At 42.8% G+C, this 20,146-nt stretch carries 15 protein-coding genes and 1 pseudogene; 3 read left to right on the top strand and 13 right to left on the bottom strand.

Annotated elements, in window-relative coordinates; genetic code table 11:
* Window positions 1-6: 6 nt before the first annotated feature.
* The 12 genes and pseudogenes from BO26_RS11250 to BO26_RS23480 all read right to left on the bottom strand — a co-directional run bounded on the left by BO26_RS11250 (window position 7) and on the right by BO26_RS23480 (window position 11,346).
* The gene (locus tag BO26_RS11250; protein ID WP_036771422.1) at window positions 7-348 is read right to left on the bottom strand and encodes a hypothetical protein; all 342 of its coding nucleotides are present in this window, start codon (window positions 346-348) and stop codon (window positions 7-9) included.
* On the bottom strand, window positions 345-842 hold the full coding sequence (locus BO26_RS11245) for a DUF4123 domain-containing protein (RefSeq protein WP_036771421.1): 498 nt from the start codon (window positions 840-842) through the stop codon (window positions 345-347). Before BO26_RS11245 ends, BO26_RS11250 begins: the two co-directional genes overlap by 4 nt.
* A complete protein-coding gene (locus BO26_RS11240; protein ID WP_036771420.1) occupies window positions 839-2,875 on the bottom strand; it encodes a type VI secretion system Vgr family protein in 2,037 nt (678 codons plus the stop codon). The genes BO26_RS11245 and BO26_RS11240 overlap by 4 nt, the downstream gene beginning before the upstream one ends.
* A 224-nt stretch (window positions 2,876-3,099) precedes the next feature.
* Window positions 3,100-3,399 (bottom strand): annotated as a pseudogene (locus BO26_RS24640) (hypothetical protein); the annotation flags it as partial.
* 36 nt (window positions 3,400-3,435) lie between these two features.
* Complete coding sequence (locus BO26_RS23485) at window positions 3,436-3,594, bottom strand: hypothetical protein (protein WP_157835548.1); 159 nt, start codon at window positions 3,592-3,594, stop codon at window positions 3,436-3,438.
* A complete protein-coding gene (locus BO26_RS11235; RefSeq protein ID WP_036771419.1) occupies window positions 3,594-4,655 on the bottom strand; it encodes an AMP-binding protein in 1,062 nt (353 codons plus the stop codon). The genes BO26_RS23485 and BO26_RS11235 overlap by 1 nt, the downstream gene beginning before the upstream one ends.
* Window positions 4,656-5,403: 748 nt before the next feature.
* Window positions 5,404-5,742 (bottom strand): nitrogen regulatory protein P-II, encoded by a 339-nt coding sequence (glnB, locus tag BO26_RS11230; RefSeq protein WP_036771418.1) that lies wholly within the window; start codon window positions 5,740-5,742, stop codon window positions 5,404-5,406.
* Window positions 5,743-5,757: 15 nt separating this feature from the next.
* Window positions 5,758-7,380: an NAD+ synthase gene (locus BO26_RS11225; RefSeq protein WP_036771417.1), complete on the bottom strand. Its 1,623-nt coding sequence runs from the start codon at window positions 7,378-7,380 to the stop codon at window positions 5,758-5,760.
* Window positions 7,381-7,445: 65 nt separating this feature from the next.
* Complete coding sequence (glrR, locus tag BO26_RS11220) at window positions 7,446-8,783, bottom strand: two-component system response regulator GlrR (RefSeq protein WP_036771415.1); 1,338 nt, start codon at window positions 8,781-8,783, stop codon at window positions 7,446-7,448.
* Window positions 8,780-9,616: a two-component system QseEF-associated lipoprotein QseG gene (gene qseG / locus BO26_RS11215; RefSeq protein WP_036771413.1), complete on the bottom strand. Its 837-nt coding sequence runs from the start codon at window positions 9,614-9,616 to the stop codon at window positions 8,780-8,782. Before qseG ends, glrR begins: the two co-directional genes overlap by 4 nt.
* Window positions 9,616-11,055, bottom strand: coding sequence for a sensor histidine kinase (locus BO26_RS11210; protein ID WP_036771411.1), 1,440 nt, complete (start codon window positions 11,053-11,055; stop codon window positions 9,616-9,618). Before BO26_RS11210 ends, qseG begins: the two co-directional genes overlap by 1 nt.
* A gap of 132 nt (window positions 11,056-11,187) precedes the next feature.
* Entirely contained in the window at window positions 11,188-11,346 is a 159-nt protein-coding gene (locus BO26_RS23480; RefSeq protein ID WP_157835547.1) for a hypothetical protein, read from the bottom strand.
* A 505-nt stretch (window positions 11,347-11,851) separates the two neighbouring features.
* On the opposite strand from BO26_RS23480, the gene BO26_RS22095 reads away from it, so the two are divergent.
* Window positions 11,852-12,031, top strand: coding sequence for a hypothetical protein (locus BO26_RS22095; RefSeq protein ID WP_201771264.1), 180 nt, complete (start codon window positions 11,852-11,854; stop codon window positions 12,029-12,031).
* Between the two features lie 100 nt (window positions 12,032-12,131).
* On the opposite strand, the gene purL is transcribed toward BO26_RS22095, so the two are convergent.
* Complete coding sequence (gene purL, locus BO26_RS11200) at window positions 12,132-16,019, bottom strand: phosphoribosylformylglycinamidine synthase (RefSeq protein ID WP_036771427.1); 3,888 nt, start codon at window positions 16,017-16,019, stop codon at window positions 12,132-12,134.
* A gap of 269 nt (window positions 16,020-16,288) precedes the next feature.
* On the opposite strand from purL, the gene mltF reads away from it, so the two are divergent.
* Together mltF and BO26_RS11190 are read left to right on the top strand one after the other, a co-directional pair.
* On the top strand, window positions 16,289-17,710 hold the full coding sequence (mltF, locus tag BO26_RS11195) for a membrane-bound lytic murein transglycosylase MltF (protein WP_051690953.1): 1,422 nt from the start codon (window positions 16,289-16,291) through the stop codon (window positions 17,708-17,710).
* Between the two features lie 126 nt (window positions 17,711-17,836).
* Window positions 17,837-20,143: an Orn/Lys/Arg family decarboxylase gene (locus tag BO26_RS11190; RefSeq protein WP_036771408.1), complete on the top strand. Its 2,307-nt coding sequence runs from the start codon at window positions 17,837-17,839 to the stop codon at window positions 20,141-20,143.
* The last annotated feature ends 3 nt before the right edge of the window (window positions 20,144-20,146 follow it).

Below are 20,146 nucleotides of genomic sequence, written 5' to 3'. Positions count from 1 at the left end.
GGCATATTAACGTCTCCTGTTTATCTTATTTTTTGCAATACAAAGAATATCTTTAAACTGCTGTTCGGGTTTCTGACCAGGGGATTCCAAAGCAGACTTGATTGGTGAGGCATGCTGAAAATCAGGATTAAACGCGACCAGAGATAAATAGGATTGAATTAAGTAGTTATCCTGAAAGTTTAATGTCAGTAAATAGTCATAAGCAGCTATTAGCCGTTCATTCAGCGAAGACGGAGAAGGAATTAATTCAGCGTGTTTGGCTAGAAGCTCGGCTTTTATACGATCAATAACGGTCTGCTTTTCTAATTTGGTAATGATATCAAGTTGTTCCTGGGTCAATTTAATCATAATGGAGCTCCTGATACTGAATAGTAAGTAGCATTGTGTTGATAAACCCATACGTTAATACCCTGCATAAATGCAGACAGTTGCTCATGGCTAAAAATGTCACGAATGCGATGCAAAATACGGAGATCATAAAAACGTAGCAGTGCCGTCTGTTTTGCCGACAGCTGAATATTTAAATATGGCACAAGATGGCGAGTCAGTTTATCTAATGACAGAGAGGTTAACAGCCATGATACTGCCGGAGACGTTTCTTCAAGTATTGACAATCTATCTTGCCACTGATGAGCGTATTCCATATCAAACAGCCACGGGCCTGCAAATGCAATTTTTGAATCTGGATAGTGCCGGAACAGTGGGTTGTTGACACCCGCGATATAGTTAATTTCCTCACCAAAACAGCGCTCATATTGCAAACCATTCACCAGCGCATAAAGCCGAACGCCGGGATGTTCTTTCTGATAATTAGTCAGTTTTTCGCTTAATTCAGATGTCATGACTGCCCCCGAATAACGGTTATTGCTTCTTCACGTTCTGCCTTCATCAAACAACTGAGACAAATTTCTTTGAGTGGTTCTTGAGCAACAGCAATTGGCATTTCAGCACTGACCTGTTTCAGTTTATCCAGCATATCTGGCTGTTTCCCTCCCCAACCCGAACCTGTACCTGGCGCTCCACTGGCAAAACTAATCCCAGCACTACTGCTGATACCACTGGCATCAATTTTAATAAAATGCCCTGCTGCCTGTAAGGTAAGCTCACTTCCGACATCAATGACTATCTTTGCCCCAGAACTGAGATGAATTTCATTGCCACTCTGTACCAACAACGCATCGTCAGCTTTGATATGGAGCTTTTGCCCGGTTGAAATGGAAATATCCTGTTTCGCCAGAACACGATATTCATTATCAACACGTAAGTGAGCATCGTGTTTAACATGATGAGTCCGGTTATGTTCAACATTGACCATTTCATCGTTTAAAATCTCAGTTTTCATGTCCTTCTGAGCATGAATATAGATTTCCTCACCGCCTTTATCATCGTCAAAACGCAGTTCATTAAATCCTTCCCCTTTATGGGTTTTTGATCGGATTGACATCTGCGTTTTTGCCATCGGTAAACGGTTCGGTGGGATATTACAAGCATGGTAGGTTCGTCCAGTAATAATCGGCTGGTCAGGATCGCCATGCAGAAAATCGACCAGGACTTCCTGACCTACACGCGGGATGGTAATCATTCCCCAACCATGTCCAGCCCAAGCCTGACTAACTCTTATCCAGCAAGAACTTTGATCATTAAGCTTGCCATACCGATCCCAGGCAAATTGCACCCTCACCCGCCCATATTCATCACAAAATATCTCTTCCCCTTCCGGACCCACCACCGTGGCAATTTGCAGGCCATCAATACGTGGCTTGGGGTAAGGTAAGGGACGCCATACCCGGTTGGGGCTACCAAAGGTAAAATTATTCGTCAAAATCGTCCCTTTGCTACCAAAACGAGATTCATCCGCTTGAGGCTGCTGGCCATGGTGAGTAATTTGGATTATTTGCCACGAGGCATTAAATTTTTCTTTCGGATGATCGGTAAGCGTAAACCACATGCCCGGTAAAAGAGCAAAACTGTCACTTTGCCCACTACCGAGCAAAGCATCATTACGCAACGCCTCCAACCGATACTGACTTATCCGCTGCCCATTTTCATCTTTATAACGTCCGGGAAAATCATAGTGATAGTAACTACGTAAATCCGAACGCTGATTGCTGATGTCCCTTTGGGTCTCATGGAATTGAAAATCAGCAGGCCATCGGGGATTTTTAAATGTGTAGTCTTTCACCGAAACTTCAGCAATTCCTACCTTTTCTCCCCAACGAAATTGGCTGATGCAACACTGACTGCCTGTAGCATCGAATTCAGGGTTGTAGGGCAGTGAAAGAACGCCATTCTGGGTATAAGAGTCGACAAAAATAATTGTCGGCTCGTCCTTACTTTGATCAAAGTAATAGTAGTAAAAGATCCCTTCATCAGCTGACAGACGCTGTAAAAAAGCCAAATCACTCTCATCGTATTGAACGCAGAACTCCCGTTCTGGATGCTCATAACGCAGTAGACAAGAGAAGTGGCGAACGCCATTTTCTTTCAACAGTCTTTCAATAATATCGGTGACCGATTGATTCTGAAAAATACGAGAGTTAACCCGTAATCCGGCACGCCACAAGGAAGGATGAAGTGTCAGGCAGTAGCGACTACGATAACGGCCAGTTGTTTCCTGCACAAAATGCGTCACAACTCCTGTGATATAACGCTCAGGCTGCCCATTGCGATAAACGGTCAATGTGGCGTATTTATCCAGAACATCCGCAAAATCAATGTCTGGATTGGCGCAGGTTAATGTGGCTTGCAAACTGAATAATGTTGACAGCGCTTCATTCAGTGTAAATTCAACCACAGCAAAAGTTTTCACGGGGAGATTACCGACCGTGAGAGTAAAAACCAATCCGGTTCGTTCCACATCAAAATCATTAGCCATAAGCAATTGTTACCTATAATTAAGTTATCAACCCGCAATATGCCCCAAAAGAAATGATTACAAAAAAAGCAATCATACTGTTTTTTAATCAATCAGACAATTAAATCATAAGAAAATATGATGAGATGCAACATTGGCACCAAAGTGGGATTTTGCAACTTTCAGACGGGCTTTGCTTTTGGCTATGTAATAGTTGACCATCACTGTAGTGGTCCACTAATTTAGACCACTACAATCCAGGAGTCGCTGACCAGCCTGGGAAAATCGTCCTTAAGATAGTGTTTGACATGCTGAATATAAAACGTTTTAAAGTCACGACAATGGCTCATGTGGAATAAAATGAGGAGCCTCATCACTTCACTGAGAGAAAAGGAAGCTTCGCGGTGACGTTTGAACAAGCCATTTTCAATTAACTGTTGATGCCAGAGAGGAATAAATTTTTGGCAAAAGTCATCGACGCAATAGTAAAGTTCCTCTAAATTAGATGGACCTGAGGGTCTCCACGATTTTGTTTTATTTAGCAAAAATTTTGCCCGTGCCTCAGGTACTTAGTTCCCTTCTTAAGCAATTCTCATCTTCCGAACAACTTCATTTAAAACGTCAGTAACCGCCGCACGCCGACGTGTAACATAGGGCTCTCCCAGTGCGAGAGCCTCCACCTGTTGCAATTTGTTCTCCATTGCTGTTTTTGCGTCAGGCTTTACACTATCGATTAGCATTAATTAACTTCTTCTATCACTGCCTGACCAGAAATCTCCTCCATAGAACGTACCAAAGCAACTGAAGCCCCTGGGTAATTATCTATTCTTGGAAGTCGCACAGCGGTATCACGTTCCAATATATTAGGAAATAAAGCAAATTTACTGAGACAGCTCATGACAACCCGACCTCGCTCGCCAAAAGGAACCGGTTTTTGCGTTAACGGATCAATAACGTCAAAAAGAACATTAGGCGCAAAACTATCAAAGATAGGTGAACCTTCAAAATCCTGACCATTTCTTGATTTGGACTCGCCAAGTATCATCGTACTACCGTAACTGGCTGTTATTTTGACATCAGGAAAAACAGAAGATTGTAAAAATGCTAGTGTATCCGGGTCCATATGCGTTCCACCCCAAACAATAAGATCCAAAGTCTTATTCAAATGACTCACCAAAGCCGCTCTTCTTACCATTCGTTCTAAAAGTGGTGGAGTAACAATCAGGTAACTAATATGTTGCGTATTAATAATATCTTCAGCCTGATCAATAATATGCTCACAATAAGCATCTACCCCAGAAGCATCACCTTGCTGAATCATCTTCTTGACCCAACGTGAATCCAAATCTATGGTGAAAAAATATCCTCCACTGAAACGAGCCCGAAGACGGTTTATTGTCCCTATAACATGAGGCCCGGAAGGAACCAATGCGAGCGTATTCTTTGCGGCCCCCTTATTAATGATTTGTATATCATTCAAACGCCAAGCCACAAATTGCTCTAACCATTCTTCAAATACAACAACCCGCTTAGGCCGCCCCGTCGTACCACCACTTTCAAATATGCCTGCAATCACAGCTCCCCTCAAACCTCGAGGTACCAAACTTTCAACAGGAATATCCCGGAGTTCATCAGCAATATCTGGAAATAACATTAAATCAGAGAAAGTGCGGACATCTTGCAATGGATCAAAATCTAATGTTTTACATTTCTCAAGCCAAAATGGCGTTCCCGTTTCAGGAGAAAAATGCCAATCCATGACTTGAAATAAATGCGAGTTAAAACTATGAAAATCTGTCATATGTACCTCATTATAAAGTCAAGTTTACAGGTACTACTGAATCAGCCTAAAAGAAGATAACAAATTCAACTAGCTATATACCTGTTATCTTTCAAGTTGCTTCTTTGTTGGCTGCACTCACTCACCCCGGTCACATAGTTATCTATGCTCCCGGGGATTCGCTCCCTTGCCGCCGCGATGCATCTTGAAATCTATTGGGTATAAGACTCTTAAGTTTCTCTCTTTAGTTAGAAAGAGAGATACTATGCAACAATGCAATTTTAATTTAATTTCTAAATATGACATCACATTCTTGCAATAAATTCAGATTAAAAATAATGAAGTTAAAGATTAGCAATTGATTTAAAACAAATTTAGAAATTGTAAAAATAATATTACACATCAATTATCATATTCGATTATTAAGAAAATAAATTTCTTTATTGAAATCGGGTGTAACTAGATTTTAATTAATTTATATAATGATAATTATAAGTTATTATTTGGTTAATCATATAACACATCATAATTAATGAATATATTAGCCTATTCTCACTATTATACTAGCAAGTTTTTTTACTACATTTTTCAATATTTTCATATCAGCCAACATCTTGGTTTTATATAAAAATATCTTATTTTACTTCAACACGTAACTTAATCAGCCAGATACAGTTCAAAAGTAGTGGCTATCTACGAAAATCCTAATTTTTATATTTAAGGATGGTACTTTGATTTGACTATTACCACCCTCAAAATTTAAATGATACTAAATCGCCTCTTCGTCCTGTTCACCAGTACGGATACGCACAACACGGGCAACATCAAAGACAAAGATTTTACCGTCACCGATTTTTCCGGTCTGTGCTGTCTGCATAATGGTTTCAACACAGGTATCAGCAATCTCATCTGGCACAACAATCTCGATTTTTACTTTTGGCAGAAAATCCACCATATATTCTGCACCACGGTACAACTCTGTATGCCCTTTCTGACGCCCAAAGCCTTTCACCTCTGTTACCGTCATTCCAGTAATACCTACTTCTGCCAGAGCTTCACGCACATCATCCAGTTTGAAAGGTTTGATAATCGCATCAATCTTTTTCATGAAGTTTTCCTGTTGTTACCAATTCTTACGACCGAAACCAGAGGTAATCGGGTAGCGTCTGTCTTTTCCAAAATTACGGGGAGTAATACGCGGGCCAACCGGAGCCTGACGACGTTTATATTCGTTAATATCAACCAGGCGAATAACTTTGCGTACCACTTCTTCATCAAAACCAGCGTCCACCAGCTCATCTACCGATTTATCCTGTTCCACATACCCTTCCAGAATAGCATCCAGCACGTCGTAGGGAGGTAAACTGTCCTGATCAAGTTGTCCAGGCGCCAATTCTGCTGATGGTGGACGATCAATAACTCTTTGAGGTATCGCCGGAGAAACCGTATTACGATATTTTGCCAATGCAAATACCAATGTTTTCGGTACATCTTTCAGTGCATTAAAACCACCCGCCATATCACCATATAATGTGGAATATCCTACAGCCGATTCACTCTTATTACTGGTTGTCAGCACCAGACGACGACGCTTATTAGATATCGCCATCAGAATAACGGCACGGCAACGCGCCTGTAAATTCTCTTCCGTGGTATCTTTGGCGGCATCAGCAAACATAGGTTCAAATTGTGCCATAAATGCATCAAACATCGGCTCTATCGACACAACATTAAACTCAACACCCAGCATATCAGCCTGCTCTTTGGCATCTTCTATACTCATTTCAGATGTATAGCGGAACGGCATCATTACCGCCTGAACAGACTCTTTACCCAATGCATCAACAGCAATGGCCAGCGTCAGGCCAGAATCAATTCCCCCAGATAAACCCAGCAGAACACCTTGAAAGCCATTCTTGCGCACATAATCACGAACTGAAAGTACTAAGGCTTGGTACACCTGCTGCAATGGCGGTAATTCAGGTGCCGGATTAACCATAGGTTCAATATCTAATTCATTAAAGCAGCATTGCTGGATTTGTTCATTAAATGCAGCCAACCGATGAGTAATTTCACCACTTGCATTAAAAACTTTAGAACAGCCATCGAAAATTAATTCATCCTGACCACCAACCTGGTTGAGATAAATCATCGGCAAATCTGTACGTTGGCAATGTTCTCTAATCAGTTCATAACGTATATAGGGTTTTTCACGATTATATGGAGACGCATTAATAGAAAGAATTAAATCCGCACCAGCCCGTTGCAAAGCATCAATCGGCTCATCAAACCATAAATCTTCACAAATCAGCAGACCAAGATTATAGCCTTTAAATGGTACAACACAGCTTTGATCACCTGCTTTAAAATAGCGTTTTTCATCGAAAACACCATAATTTGGTAACCGTTGTTTAAAATAACGAGCCAGGATCTCCCCTTGCCAGAACAAGGAAAGCGCATTGTAAATTTCACCATCCTGTTCCCAGGGATGACCAACCAAAATAGCTGTTTGGCAACTGGCTGCCTGTAAGCGAACCAGTTGCTCACGGCAACGTTGATGAAAATCAGCACGAAATAATAGATCTTCTGGAGAATAACCGGATAGTGCCAGTTCAGAAAATATAACTAAATCAGCACCTTGTTGCTGTTGTTCCTGCACTGTCTGCAACATACGTTCACAGTTGCCTTCAATGTCACCAATCATCCAATTAAGCTGTGCAAGGGCAATATTAAGAGTACGACTCATATAATTTGGCTCTCCCAAGCCATCAATCTTTAACCAGTGTAAAAACTGCCTGAACAGCGGAAAAGTTATTCTTTAAAATCATTCGCATCTAACTCATGACGCGCCAGTAACTTGTAGAATTCAGTCCGGTTACGCCCTGCCATACGCGCTGCATGAGTCACATTACCTTTGGTCATTTGCAGTAATTTACGCAAGTAATTCAGTTCAAACTGATTTCTGGCTTCTGCAAAAGTAGGTAACGCTGTATTCTCCCCTTCCAGCGCCTGCGTAACCAACGCTTCACTAATAACAGGTGCAGTAGTCAACGCAACACATTGTTCAATCACGTTAACAAGTTGGCGCACGTTTCCAGGCCAGCCTGCTGACATTAAACATTTCATTGCATCAGCAGAGAAGCTGCGGACAAAAGGTTTATGACGCTTCGCGGATTCACGTAACAAATGATTCGCCAGTAAAGGAATATCTTCAGCTCTTCCATTCAAGGCAGGAATTTTCAGATTCACCACATTTAAGCGGTAATAGAGGTCTTCACGAAATTCATTTTTTGCCATCGCCTTTGGCAAATCGCGATGGGTGGCAGAAATAATCCGCACATCAATATTCAAATCACGGTTACTGCCCAATGGACGCACTTTACGTTCCTGCAATACCCGCAGCAACTTAACCTGTAAAGCCAACGGCATATCACCGATTTCATCCAGAAACAGCGTTCCCCCCTGAGCAGCAAGAAATAGCCCTTCACGGCTACTGACCGCACCGGTAAACGCACCTTTGGCATGACCAAATAGTTCAGATTCAAGCAGTTGCTCCGGTAAAGCGCCGCAATTAATCGCGATAAACGGCTTTTTTGCTCGTGGACTGGCACGATGAATTGCCTGAGCTAATACTTCCTTCCCGGTACCACTCTGGCCGTTTATCAATACACTCACATCAGATTGGGCAACCATTCGGGCCTGTTCCAACAAGCGCAACATAACCGGGCTACGGGTAACTATTTGCTCCCGCCACTGTTCATCCCCCGCAGGCGTAGACAACGCCAATGCGCCATCAATTGCCTTATAAAGTGCATCCCGGTCAACCGGTTTAGTCAGAAAACTGAAAACCCCTTGCTGAGTTGCTGCAACTGCGTCAGGAATGGAGCCATGGGCTGTCAAAATAATAACCGGCATGCCAGGCTGTTGTTTCTGAATTTCAGCAAACAGCGCCATACCATCCATTTCATCCATGCGCAGGTCGCTGATCACTAAATCGGTTTTTTCTTTAGTGAGTAGCCTCAGCGCTTCATAACCGCTTTCTGCTGTTGTGACACGAAAGCCTTCGCTGGTAAGACGCATACCCAATAATTTCAACAAACCGGGATCATCATCAACCAGAAGAAGATGGGCTGGCTTACGTGCTGTCATTGTGCTACTCCTTTATCCGATTCCGATGTGTTACCTGGCATGCTATTTTCGCCAGGTGATGGCGCCGCGGGCATTTCAGTATGTTCATTGGAGCTACTTGAACTAGCACTATTCTGATTTTGTTTACGGGAAGAAAGCTGACGTTCAATATCTGTCAGATTTTCCAATTTACGAGAAGTTTTTTCTAGTTCAAATTCCAATCGCGCACGACTTTCACGCAGACGATCAATTTTGTTATCGGTATCCACCTGTAATTTCTGGAATCTTGCCCGCTCCTCAGTAATTGCGATTTGCTGAACCTGTTGTTCGCGCCATAACTGCAATAATGATTGCAATGAGGTTGGAAATTTAAGTCCGAATTTGTTGAGATTTTCAACCATTTTCCGGCGCTCAGCCAACGTCGGCCTGGCACTGTTAAGTAAAATACTCTGCCTGAAAGCTGAATCCCAGGTAACCGGCGTAATGTGTTTCGCAATATTACGCGCTTTAGCTGATGTCAGGCTATTTGAACAATCTATCATCTTCAGCCAGTAAAGCGCATTCTCAATCGATTGTGGAGCCTCTAAATCCCACATTAAATCGCAATCTGCGATACGGTAATCTGTCACCTGTTGTTCTGGTATTACCACCGCAGCAGTTAAATTATTATTAACCGGACTTTTGACGCAACCCGCCAACAAAAAAGGAGTGAGGATCAGCGGAATCATTCTAAGACCCCAAGCTGAAACGCGTGGTAATAATAGTCTGGCGACAAAAACGTTTTTCCCAGGCTGTACCGCAATATTCTGCCGATCCGTCTTTTGTACAAAACGGTAAGTAGACCTGTAATACATTATTTATTCTCAGCAGTTAATGGCAATTCAATTCGAAAACATACGTCAGCAAATTCGCTCTGAATTAATAACAGTTCACCTCTCATGCGCTTAATACAATCCTGCGCAATGCTTAGCCCAAGGCCGCTACCTTTCACTGCACCTTTACGCTGGAGCGTTCCCTGGTAGAACGGTTCAAAAATCATACTACGCTCTGATTCAGGAATAGGAGTACCTGTATTAGCAATATCAATTTGAACGCATTTGCCGATCTGACGACTAGAAACCCAGATGTTACCGGATTCAGCGCCATAGTGCACCGCATTGGAGTAGAGATTATCAATAACCCGCATTAATAGTGTAGGTTCTGCCCAGCAAATATCAGCATTAAGTTGAATTTCTGTCTGAATGTTCTTTGATCTCGCAGGCAAACTGTGTGATAAAACCACTTCGTTAACAATTTCCCGTAAAGAAACTTGCTGTTGTTCCGTCGAGCTATCCGCCAGTTTACGGTTATAATCCAACAATTGTTCGATCAACTGCTGCAAATGTTTACTACTATTATCAAGAATAGCAACCACTTCTTGCTGATCTGCCGTCAATGGCCCTGCAACCTCATCAGCCAGTAATTCTGTCCCTTCCCGCATACTTGCTAACGGCGTTTTTAATTCATGAGAAATATGACGCAAAAATTCATGGCGTTGTGATTCCAACCAAGCCAATCGCTCACTGAGCCAAACAATCCGTTGCGCTAAAGAGCGAAGTTCTCGCGGCCCCTGAAAAGAATCTATACGAATTCCCAATGATTGCCCTTCTCCCAATCGGTTAATCATTCGTTCAATCCCTTTCACTGGCCCGATAATCATACGGGTAAATAACACAACCAGTAGCGCACTCAGTAAAAACAAAATAAGGCTCTGCCAGCCAAAGAATTGCCCTTTTTCGGCAATATCTTTCTGTAACTGTTCCCCTCGACTGAAAATAACATCGCGAGTGGTCTGCACCATCTGACTATTAACATTAGAAAATTGCTCAAGTAATTGAGATGCGGGTTGTGTAGGTTCACTATTGAGGCAAGTGATTTCTGTCAATTGTGACAGTAAATCGTTAAGCGTCTTAATATGCTGTTGATCATCAAGTATAGCCATTTGATCTTTCAGCATCTTAGAATATTGCCGATATTGCTTCTGATAGAGATTTTCCAGCGTTTTATCCCCCAGGACACAATACTGGCGGTAGCTACGCTCCATCTCCAGCGCAACACCGGTCATCGCTTCACTGCGGCGAGCATCAGCCAACGTGGTACGGTTTATATCAGCCGCCTGTTCACTGAGCTGATCAAGACTCTGGTAAGCCTGATAAGCCAAAATCAATAATGGCAGTAGCACCAGCCAAAAGGCCATCACAACTAATTGGCGCAATGAGCGCGGAAACAAACGCCATTTTTTCAAGGAAATCATCTCGTAACCTGTCAGTACACCAATGTTAGCCGACAAAAGGCAGATAGAAAAACCTGTCGGCTGATAAATTCTGCTGTTACTGATAAATAGTAGATGCAAACATCCATACGATGAGGCAGGCAAACACCTGAATTATGACGGCGGGACAGTAGCTTTGGCTACTATCCCGCCAGTGAGGATAGCACTTTCCTGCTGTTTATCTACAGTCAGGATAGGTGGTGCCTCACTCCACGTGTCGCCCGATGTTTGATAAGGCCCGAAAGCGATATCACTGAGTTGGACGGTAGGCACCTTACTCTGGCATCATTCGATAGTTTATGTGACATGTCTCCACCGATGTGGGCCAACATAAGAAGCTGAATGAGCAACTGGGCCAATTTAATGCAGGTTACGTGCCAACATTAAAGCATTAATCATAATTTATTGTTTTTTATAAATAAAAAACTTAAATTAACGTTTCAGCAACCAAAAATCTATTCCCAGATATAGATAAAATCTATTTTCTGTCTCCAATTAAAGACACCTGGAATTACGAAAACAAAAATATATTAAAATCAATCAATTAAATGTCTCCTTTTGGAGACACTCAAATAAACATTTGTCGGGTAATTGAGACAGTGGGAAACAGGGCTTGAACTGCTAAGGATTTCCGATACAAAACTTTTTTATCTGAATCACCCGTATAGATATCATGTCAATAGTCTATATTATTTGCTTCATACTCAAGCCTTAGCCTTTATCAGCCAACGATGTGCCATCGTAGATGAAGCAAAAAGGTCTTTATCCGGGGGAAAATATGTATCAAGTCCAAAACGAGGAACGACTATATATGGTTCAAGATCCGACTCAATTTGAGATGCAGCAAGAACAAATAGCCTTACTATGCCTACTCTCTTTTGCTGAAAAAGATATAAAGTCAGGACGCGTCGTATCATCTAATACACTGCGAAATAACCTACGGAATTTGACTCATTAATTGACAAAAGGGCGAGCAATTTCTGCTCACCCTTTTCGTATCAGTTGAAAGTATTCTCCAACTGCCGTGACTAAAGAACCCTGTTTATTAGGTTACAACACTACCCTAACTGCTTACGAGCATTACGGAAAACTCGCATCCATGGGCCATCTTCATCCCATTCCGCTGGATGCCACGAGTTACTGACCGTGCGGAACACCCTTTCTGGATGCGGCATCATCACGGTTGCCCGTCCATCAAGGCTGGTAACGGCAGTGATACCATTCACTGAGCCATTTGGGTTGGCCGGATAATTTTCAGTGACCTGACCATAGTTGTTCACATAACGCAGAGCCACTAACTGGCTGCTTTCAAGTATATGAAGATGTTGACTATCACGGAATTCTACTCGCCCTTCCCCGTGAGAAACAGCAATCGGCATACGAGAACCGACCATATCTTTCAGGAATAATGATGGACTGTCAGCAACCTCGACTAAACTGAATCGTGCTTCAAAGCGCTCTGAACGATTACGCACAAAACGCGGCCAATGTTCTGCACCTGGGATCAATTCCCGCAAGTTAGACATCATCTGGCAACCATTACAAACACCAAGCGCCAAAGTATCAGGTCGTGTAAAGAAAACCGAAAATTCATCACGAACACGTTCATTGAACAGAATTGATTTGGCCCAACCTTCACCCGCTCCTAATACGTCACCATAAGAGAAGCCACCACAGGCAACTAGTGTCTGGAACTGGCTCAATCCAATACGTCCAGACAACAAATCACTCATATGAACATCAATAGCCTCAAAACCTGCCCGGTGGAACGCAGCGGCCATTTCAACATGAGAGTTAACACCCTGTTCACGCAATACAGCCACTTTCGGCCTTGCTTGCTGCAAAATGTAAGGCGCTGCAATATCTTCTGCGGGATCAAAGGTCAATTTAACATTCAAACCCGGGTCCTGGTTATCCTGTTTAGCCTGATGTTCCTGATCGGCACATTCCGGGTTATCGCGCAAACGCTGCATTTGCCATGTGGTTTCAGCCCACCACAGACGCAAAATACTGCGATTCTGGCGATACACTTCAGTATTACCGCTGAAAATGACAAAATCATCACCTGCTTTGGCTTTACCCAAATAATGCACGCAATCGGCCAAACCATGTTCTGCCAAAACCTGTTCAACAAACTCCCTTTCAGATGAACGAATCTGAATCACGGCCCCCAACTCTTCCGTAAAGAGCGCAGCCAGAATATCTTCGTCAAACACACTGATATCAGCTTCAATTCCACAGTGACCAGCAAAGGCCATTTCAGCCAACGTGACCAGCAAACCACCATCAGAACGGTCGTGATAAGCCTGTAATTTCTGTTCTGAAATCAGTTGCTGAATCGCATTGAAGAATCCAGCCAATTGTTCAGCACTACGCACATCTGCGGTTTTATTACCCAATTGACGGTAAACCTGTGCCAATGCTGTACCGCCCAATGTGTTCTGGCCTTGTCCCAGATCGATTAACAACAACGCATTATCTTCATCAATGGAAAGCTCAGGCGTGACTGTACGGCGTACATCTTCCACTCTGGCAAAAGCAGTGATAACCAGCGACAAAGGTGATGTCATTTCGCGTTCTTCACCTTTGTCATTCCAGTTGGTTTTCATCGACATAGAATCTTTACCCACTGGAATAGTCAGCCCCAACGCCGGACACAATTCCTCACCCACCGCTTTGACCGCCGCATACAAACCCGCATCTTCACCGGGATGACCGGCAGCAGACATCCAGTTAGCTGAAAGCTTAATACGTTTCAAATCCTGGACATAAGCGCAAGCGATATTGGTCAAAGCTTCCCCGACAGCCAGACGAGCCGAGGCGGCAAAATCTAACAAAGCAACTGGAGCACGTTCACCCAAAGACATCGCTTCGCCATAATAACTATCAAGGCTGGCAGTAGTCACAGCACAGTTAGCTACCGGGATCTGCCATGGACCAACCATCTGATCACGAGCAACCATCCCCGTTACCGAACGATCACCGATTGTTATCAGGAATGTTTTTTCTGCCACAGTTGGCAAATGCATAATACGTTTAACCGCTTCTGCCAAATCAATATCTCGACGATCAAAGCTTCCCCCTCTGGCTTTTAATGTGCTGACATTACGCAACATTTTTGGCGTTTTACCCAGCAACACATCCAGGGGCATATCGATTGGCTGGTTAGCAAAATGCTCATCATTAAGCAGCAAATGCCGTTCTTCTGTTGCCTCACCGATAACAGCATAAGGTGCCCGCTCACGCCGACAAATCTCTTCAAACAAAGGAAGTTGTTCTGGCGCAACAGCCAGGACATAACGCTCCTGAGATTCATTACACCAGACTTCCAGTGGACTCATTCCTGGTTCATCATTAAGAATCTTACGTAGTTCAAACCGTCCACCGCGGCCACCATCACTCACCAGCTCAGGCATAGCGTTGGAAAGCCCACCAGCACCAACATCATGAATGAACAAAATTGGGTTGTTTTCACCTAATTGCCAACAGCGATCAATCACTTCCTGACAACGGCGTTCCATCTCTGGGTTATCACGTTGCACAGAAGCAAAATCCAGATCAGCATCGGATTGACCAGATGCCATAGAAGATGCCGCACCACCACCCAAACCGATGTTCATAGACGGACCACCGAGAACAATCAGTTTCGCGCCAACAGAAATTTCACCCTTCTTGACATGTTCATCACGGATATTACCAATCCCGCCAGCCAACATAATTGGCTTGTGATAACCACGCAGCTCACTGCCGTTATGACTGTTTACTTTTTCCTCATAAGTACGGAAATAACCAAGCAAGGCTGGACGACCAAATTCGTTATTAAATGCAGCCCCTCCCAAAGGCCCTTCAGTCATGATATCCAGGGCACTGACAATACGCTCTGGTTTACCGAAATCCTCTTCCCATGGCTGTTCGAAACCCGGTATCCGCAGATTGGATACAGAGAATCCTACCAACCCGGCTTTTGGTTTAGCCCCTCGACCTGTTGCACCTTCATCGCGAATTTCACCACCGGAACCGGTCGAGGCACCCGGCCAGGGAGAGATTGCCGTCGGATGATTATGGGTTTCAACCTTCATCAGAATATGAACTTGTTCCTGATGATAATCATATGAACCGTCTTCTACACCAGCAAAGAAACGGCCAACAGAAGATCCCTCCATCACAGCGGCATTATCTTGATAAGCTGACAACACATAATCCGGGGTTTGCTCATAGGTATTTTTAATCATTTTAAACAATGATTTTGGCTGTTCCTGACCATCAATAACCCAATCAGCATTAAAGATTTTATGACGGCAATGTTCTGAATTAGCTTGAGCAAACATGTAAAGTTCAACATCTGTTGGATTGCGCCCCAATTTTTCGAAGGCTTCCAGCAAATAATCAATTTCATCCGGTGCCAACGCCAATCCAAGTTCAGTATTCGCTTTCTCTAGTGCGCCTCGCCCTTCTTGCAGAAGATCAATGCGCTTTAATGGGGTGGGCTGCTGATGAGAAAATAATTTCTCCGCCTGTTTCAGTTGAGTAAAAACCGTTTCCATCATCTGATCATGCAGCAATGAAGACAATATTTGCCACTGTGAGCCACTCATTTCACCACACTGGATGTAATAAGCCAGACCACGTTCCAGACGCACGACCTGAGACAAACCACAATTATGAGCAATATCTGTTGCTTTAGAAGACCATGGAGAAATCGTCCCCGGACGAGGAGTCACTAGCAGCAATGTTCCTTTTGGTTCATGCTCCGCTAATGAAGGCCCATATTTTAGCAATCGCTGTAACTTTGCTGAATCCGTATCACCCAAAGGTGCATTAATCTCTGCAAAATGAACATATTCCGCATAAATATCATTGACCGGAAGTTGCTGTTCCTGACACACAGAAAGGAGCTTGGTGATACGAAATGCCGATAAAGCGGGGGAACCACGCAGAATTTCCATAGTAATAAATTCTCTCATCTTAGAAGCGAAACCTGACTGATGCCTTAGGGGAAAATAAACACATTATAGAGGATTGCAACCAGTGACGAAACCGTTTGCGTGATGATTATGAAGACTAATTGTTCGATGGCCAGATTATGCCAATAGTATCGATATAAGTTGCGCAGTCAGTTTTTGTTCCGCAAAATGCTCAATCACTGGAAATTTAACCATGATAATAATAGCGCGTTTCCACATAGCATCACGCCGCGTTACAAAGAGATAACAGTTTGAATAATATAAAAATAAACTACTTCGTTATCATTGTTATCGCTCTTTTTTCCGCTGCCATTATCAGTCTAAACATCAGTTGGCCGAATAAACAGCAAGAGCAGATTAACAGGATCATTACCAGGGGAGAACTGCGGATCAGCACCATCAGCTCACCTCTGATTTACCTGACAAGCAAGAAAGAGCTCAATGGATTTGATTACGAACTGGTAAAACGCTTTGCTGATTACCTTGGTGTAAAACTGGAAATCAAATTCAGAAAAAATATCAACCAGTTATTTGATGATCTGGAAAATGGTGATGCTGATTTTCTAGCCGCAGGTCTAACCTATAACAAGGAAAGGCTGGAACAAACCCAAACTGGCCCCGCTTACTATTCTGTTTCTCAACAGTTAATTTACCGTAAAGGTACGCCACGCCCTCGTTCTTTTAAAGATTTAACAGGCAAATTACTCGTCACTTCCGGTTCTGCTCACGTCAGCACACTGAAACAAATAAAAGCAGAATCCCACCCAGGACTTGAATGGGACGAGACACAGCAGTACAACACCCGCGAGTTACTAGAATTGGTATCAGAAGGTAAGCTGGATTACACCTTAGGCGATTCTATTAATGTCGCGTTGCAACAACGCACTTACCCTAATCTGGCTGTCGCTTTTGATGTCAGTGAAGATAATCCCTTAACGTGGTATTTAAAGCGTACCGATGATTACAGCCTTTATGCTGCTATGCTGGATTTTTTCAGTCAAATGACAGAAGAAGATGTAATGCCGCGGTTAGAAGAGAAATACTTTGCTCATGTCAGCTCATTTGATTACTTCGATACACTCTCTTTTCTTAGTGCCATTGATAACGTTCTACCGACTTATCAACCATTATTTGAAAAATATTCTGGTGATATCAGTTGGCAACTGCTGGCTGCAATTGCCTGGCAGGAATCTCACTGGGACCCACAGGCAACATCGCCCACAGGGGTCCGTGGCCTGATGATGTTAACCAATCCAACCGCTAAAGGGCTTGGTGTCGTTGACCGCCTTGATCCAGAAGAAAGCATTAAGGGAGGTGCAATCTATTTGCAAAATCTGATGAAACGACTACCTGAAAACATTCCTAAAGATGAACGGATATGGTTTGCACTGGCTGCCTACAACATGGGCTATGGCCATATGCTGGATGCCCGGAAATTGACAGCAGCACAAAAAGGTAATCCTGATCGCTGGCTTGATGTAAAAACCCGAATACCTCTGTTAAGTCAAAAAAAATATTATACGAATACTACCTATGGTTATGCTCGTGGACATGAAGCTTATCGCTATGTCGAAAATATCCGCCGTTATCAGCTTAGTTTAGTTGGATATTTACAGGCAAAAGAAAACCGGCAGAAATTAGTTTCTCAGGAAAAAAAATCAAAAACAAAGTAAACAATTAACTGCCGCTAAAAATACAATGATAGTTAATTATATATCCCCAATCATATTATGTATTACAGCAAGTTAAACTAACCATACTAAATTTATCAGGATACTATCTTACCTAAAGGATGCATCATGATTAATTTAGATATTAACGAACAAAGCAAGATTATGGTTGTAAGTAGCCACCTATGTAACCCGACGACTGCAAATGGCCGTGCATTTACCGAGCTAATAGATGCATTGAAAAAGAACAATTTTGCCGTTATCCCTGCTGCAACAATTCAAGATGGCATAGCAACGGTTTCTTCTGATTCTTCACTGTGCTGTATTTTTGTTGACTGGACTTCAGGTGACAATAACGCTGAATCCCATGAACAAGTATCAGAATTGCTGAGAGAAATACGCAGACACAATGTCACTATTCCGGTGCTGCTAACGGCCGAATATTCCAGCATAGATACACTGACACTTGAAGCAATGAAATTAGCAGATGAATTCGTCTGGATGCTTGAAGATACGGTTGGATTTATCGCCTCCCGCGCCAATTCCTTGATTAAGAAATACTATGCTCAGTTATTACCTCCTTTCACCCGAGCATTATTTCAATATACTCAAGAGTCACCCGAATATTCCTGGACTACCCCAGGACATCAAGGCGGCGTCGCTTTTACCAAAACAGCGGCAGGAAGAGAATTAATCAATTTTTTAGGGGAAAATTTATTCAGAAGTGATCTTGGCGTAGAAAGAACAGTACTTGGTTCACTTTTAGATCATACCGGTGCGATCAAAGAATCAGAAGAATACGCAGCCACTGTTTTTGGTGCTCATCAGAGCTATTGTGTTCTTACCGGCACTTCTGGTTCCAACCGTATTATCATGAATGCAGTTATTGGTGAAAAAGAGATTATTATATGCGACCGCAATTGCCATAAATCCATTGAACAAGGTTTAATAATGACAGGGGCTTTGCCCATATACCTTATTCCACAACGCAACCGCTATGGCATTATCGGCCCCATTCCTAAAGATCAATTTCAACCAGAATATATCCAACAAATCATTGATGAACACCCGTTAAAAGAGAACGCTACAGACAGCCAACCTGTTTATGCTGTCGTAACCAACAGTACTTACGATGGAATATGTTATCACTCAGAACAAGTAGAAGATTTATTGGCAAAAAGTGTTGATCAAATTCACTTTGATGAAGCCTGGTTTGCCTATGCCCGTTTTAACCCAATGTATAAACATCGTTATTCAATGCGTGGTGAACCAGATGATTATGATAGTAATAGCCCTACAATATTTGCTACTCAGTCCACACATAAAATGCTAGCGGCATTATCGCAATCATCCTATATCCATATCCGCAATGGCAGAAAACCCATTGAACACTCTCGTTTCAATGAGTCTTATATGATGCAGTCCACAACTTCACCGCTATATCCCCTGATCGCAACTAATGAAATTGGCGCAGCTATGATGGATGGCCCGCAAGGACAAAGACTGATACAAAGTGCTATCAATGAAGCCGTGGACTTCCGTCTAACTTTGGCAAAGACCCATCATGAATTTAAACAAAAAAATGATTGGTTCTTCTCACCCTGGAATGCCAGAGAGATTATCAGTTCAAACAGCGGTAAATTAATTCCTTTCCATGAAGCAAACAGAGAACAATTGGCAAATGATCCTTCCTGTTGGGTATTAAAAGAGGGTGACAAATGGCATGGATTTAAGAATCTATCGGAAGAATGGTGCCTACTTGATCCAATGAAAGTCGGTATTTTGTGCCCAGGAATGAATGATAATGATGAACTGATGGAAAATGGCATTCCAGCCGAAATTCTTTCCGCTTATCTGAGCCAGCACGACATTGTACCTGCACGTACCACTGATTTCATCGTTCTTTGCCAATTTACTCTCGGAGTCACCAAAGGCAAATGGGGCACGTTACTCAATGTATTATTAAGTTTCAAGAGACACTATGACGCTAATACACCACTTAAACAATGCTTGCCGAAACTCACTAAGCAATATCCCCCCAATTATCAAGATATAGGACTAAAAGATATTTCGGACGAAATGTTCAGATATATGAAAGAATATGAAATGGATATTGAACAAACAAGATCATTTAACCAATTACCTAATATAGTGAAGCTTCCCCGGCAGGCATTCCTTGACCATATGGCAGGCCGTACTGAACATATCCCACTCAGTAAACTCACTGGACGTATATCGGCTGTTGGCGTTATTCCTTATCCACCGGGTATACCCATCATCATGCCGGGGGAATCCTTTGGTGATGAAAACTCTCCCTGGTTACAATATATTCGCCAGATCGCTGAGTGGAATAAAAGATTCCCAGGCTTCGAGAAAATTCTGGAAGGCGCAGAGATGATAAACGGCGAACACCATGTATGGGTGCTAAAAGAGTGAATC

It is taken from the genome of Photorhabdus australis DSM 17609 (assembly GCF_000711895.1).
Taxonomy (GTDB): Bacteria; Pseudomonadota; Gammaproteobacteria; order Enterobacterales; family Enterobacteriaceae; genus Photorhabdus; species Photorhabdus australis.
The sequence above is the reverse complement of the archived record's forward strand: the minus strand, read 5'-3'. Positions and strand labels throughout refer to the sequence as shown.

Bases quoted from the DNA above. Each gene is read 5' to 3' on its own strand.
- BO26_RS11235 (WP_036771419.1), bottom strand. From the start codon at position 4,655: ATGACAGATTTTCATAGTTTTAACTCGCATTTATTTCAAGTCATGGAT.
- qseG (WP_036771413.1), bottom strand. From the start codon at position 9,616: ATGTATTACAGGTCTACTTACCGTTTTGTACAAAAGACGGATCGGCAG.
- BO26_RS11190 (WP_036771408.1), top strand. From the start codon at position 17,837: ATGATTAATTTAGATATTAACGAACAAAGCAAGATTATGGTTGTAAGT.
- BO26_RS23485 (WP_157835548.1), bottom strand. From the start codon at position 3,594: ATGCTAATCGATAGTGTAAAGCCTGACGCAAAAACAGCAATGGAGAAC.
- glnB (WP_036771418.1), bottom strand. From the start codon at position 5,742: ATGAAAAAGATTGATGCGATTATCAAACCTTTCAAACTGGATGATGTG.
- glrR (WP_036771415.1), bottom strand. From the start codon at position 8,783: ATGACAGCACGTAAGCCAGCCCATCTTCTTCTGGTTGATGATGATCCC.
- BO26_RS11245 (WP_036771421.1), bottom strand. From the start codon at position 842: ATGACATCTGAATTAAGCGAAAAACTGACTAATTATCAGAAAGAACAT.
- BO26_RS11240 (WP_036771420.1), bottom strand. From the start codon at position 2,875: ATGGCTAATGATTTTGATGTGGAACGAACCGGATTGGTTTTTACTCTC.
- BO26_RS11225 (WP_036771417.1), bottom strand. From the start codon at position 7,380: ATGAGTCGTACTCTTAATATTGCCCTTGCACAGCTTAATTGGATGATT.
- BO26_RS22095 (WP_201771264.1), top strand. From the start codon at position 11,852: ATGTATCAAGTCCAAAACGAGGAACGACTATATATGGTTCAAGATCCG.
- BO26_RS11210 (WP_036771411.1), bottom strand. From the start codon at position 11,055: ATGATTTCCTTGAAAAAATGGCGTTTGTTTCCGCGCTCATTGCGCCAA.
- purL (WP_036771427.1), bottom strand. From the start codon at position 16,019: ATGGAAATTCTGCGTGGTTCCCCCGCTTTATCGGCATTTCGTATCACC.
- BO26_RS11250 (WP_036771422.1), bottom strand. From the start codon at position 348: ATGATTAAATTGACCCAGGAACAACTTGATATCATTACCAAATTAGAA.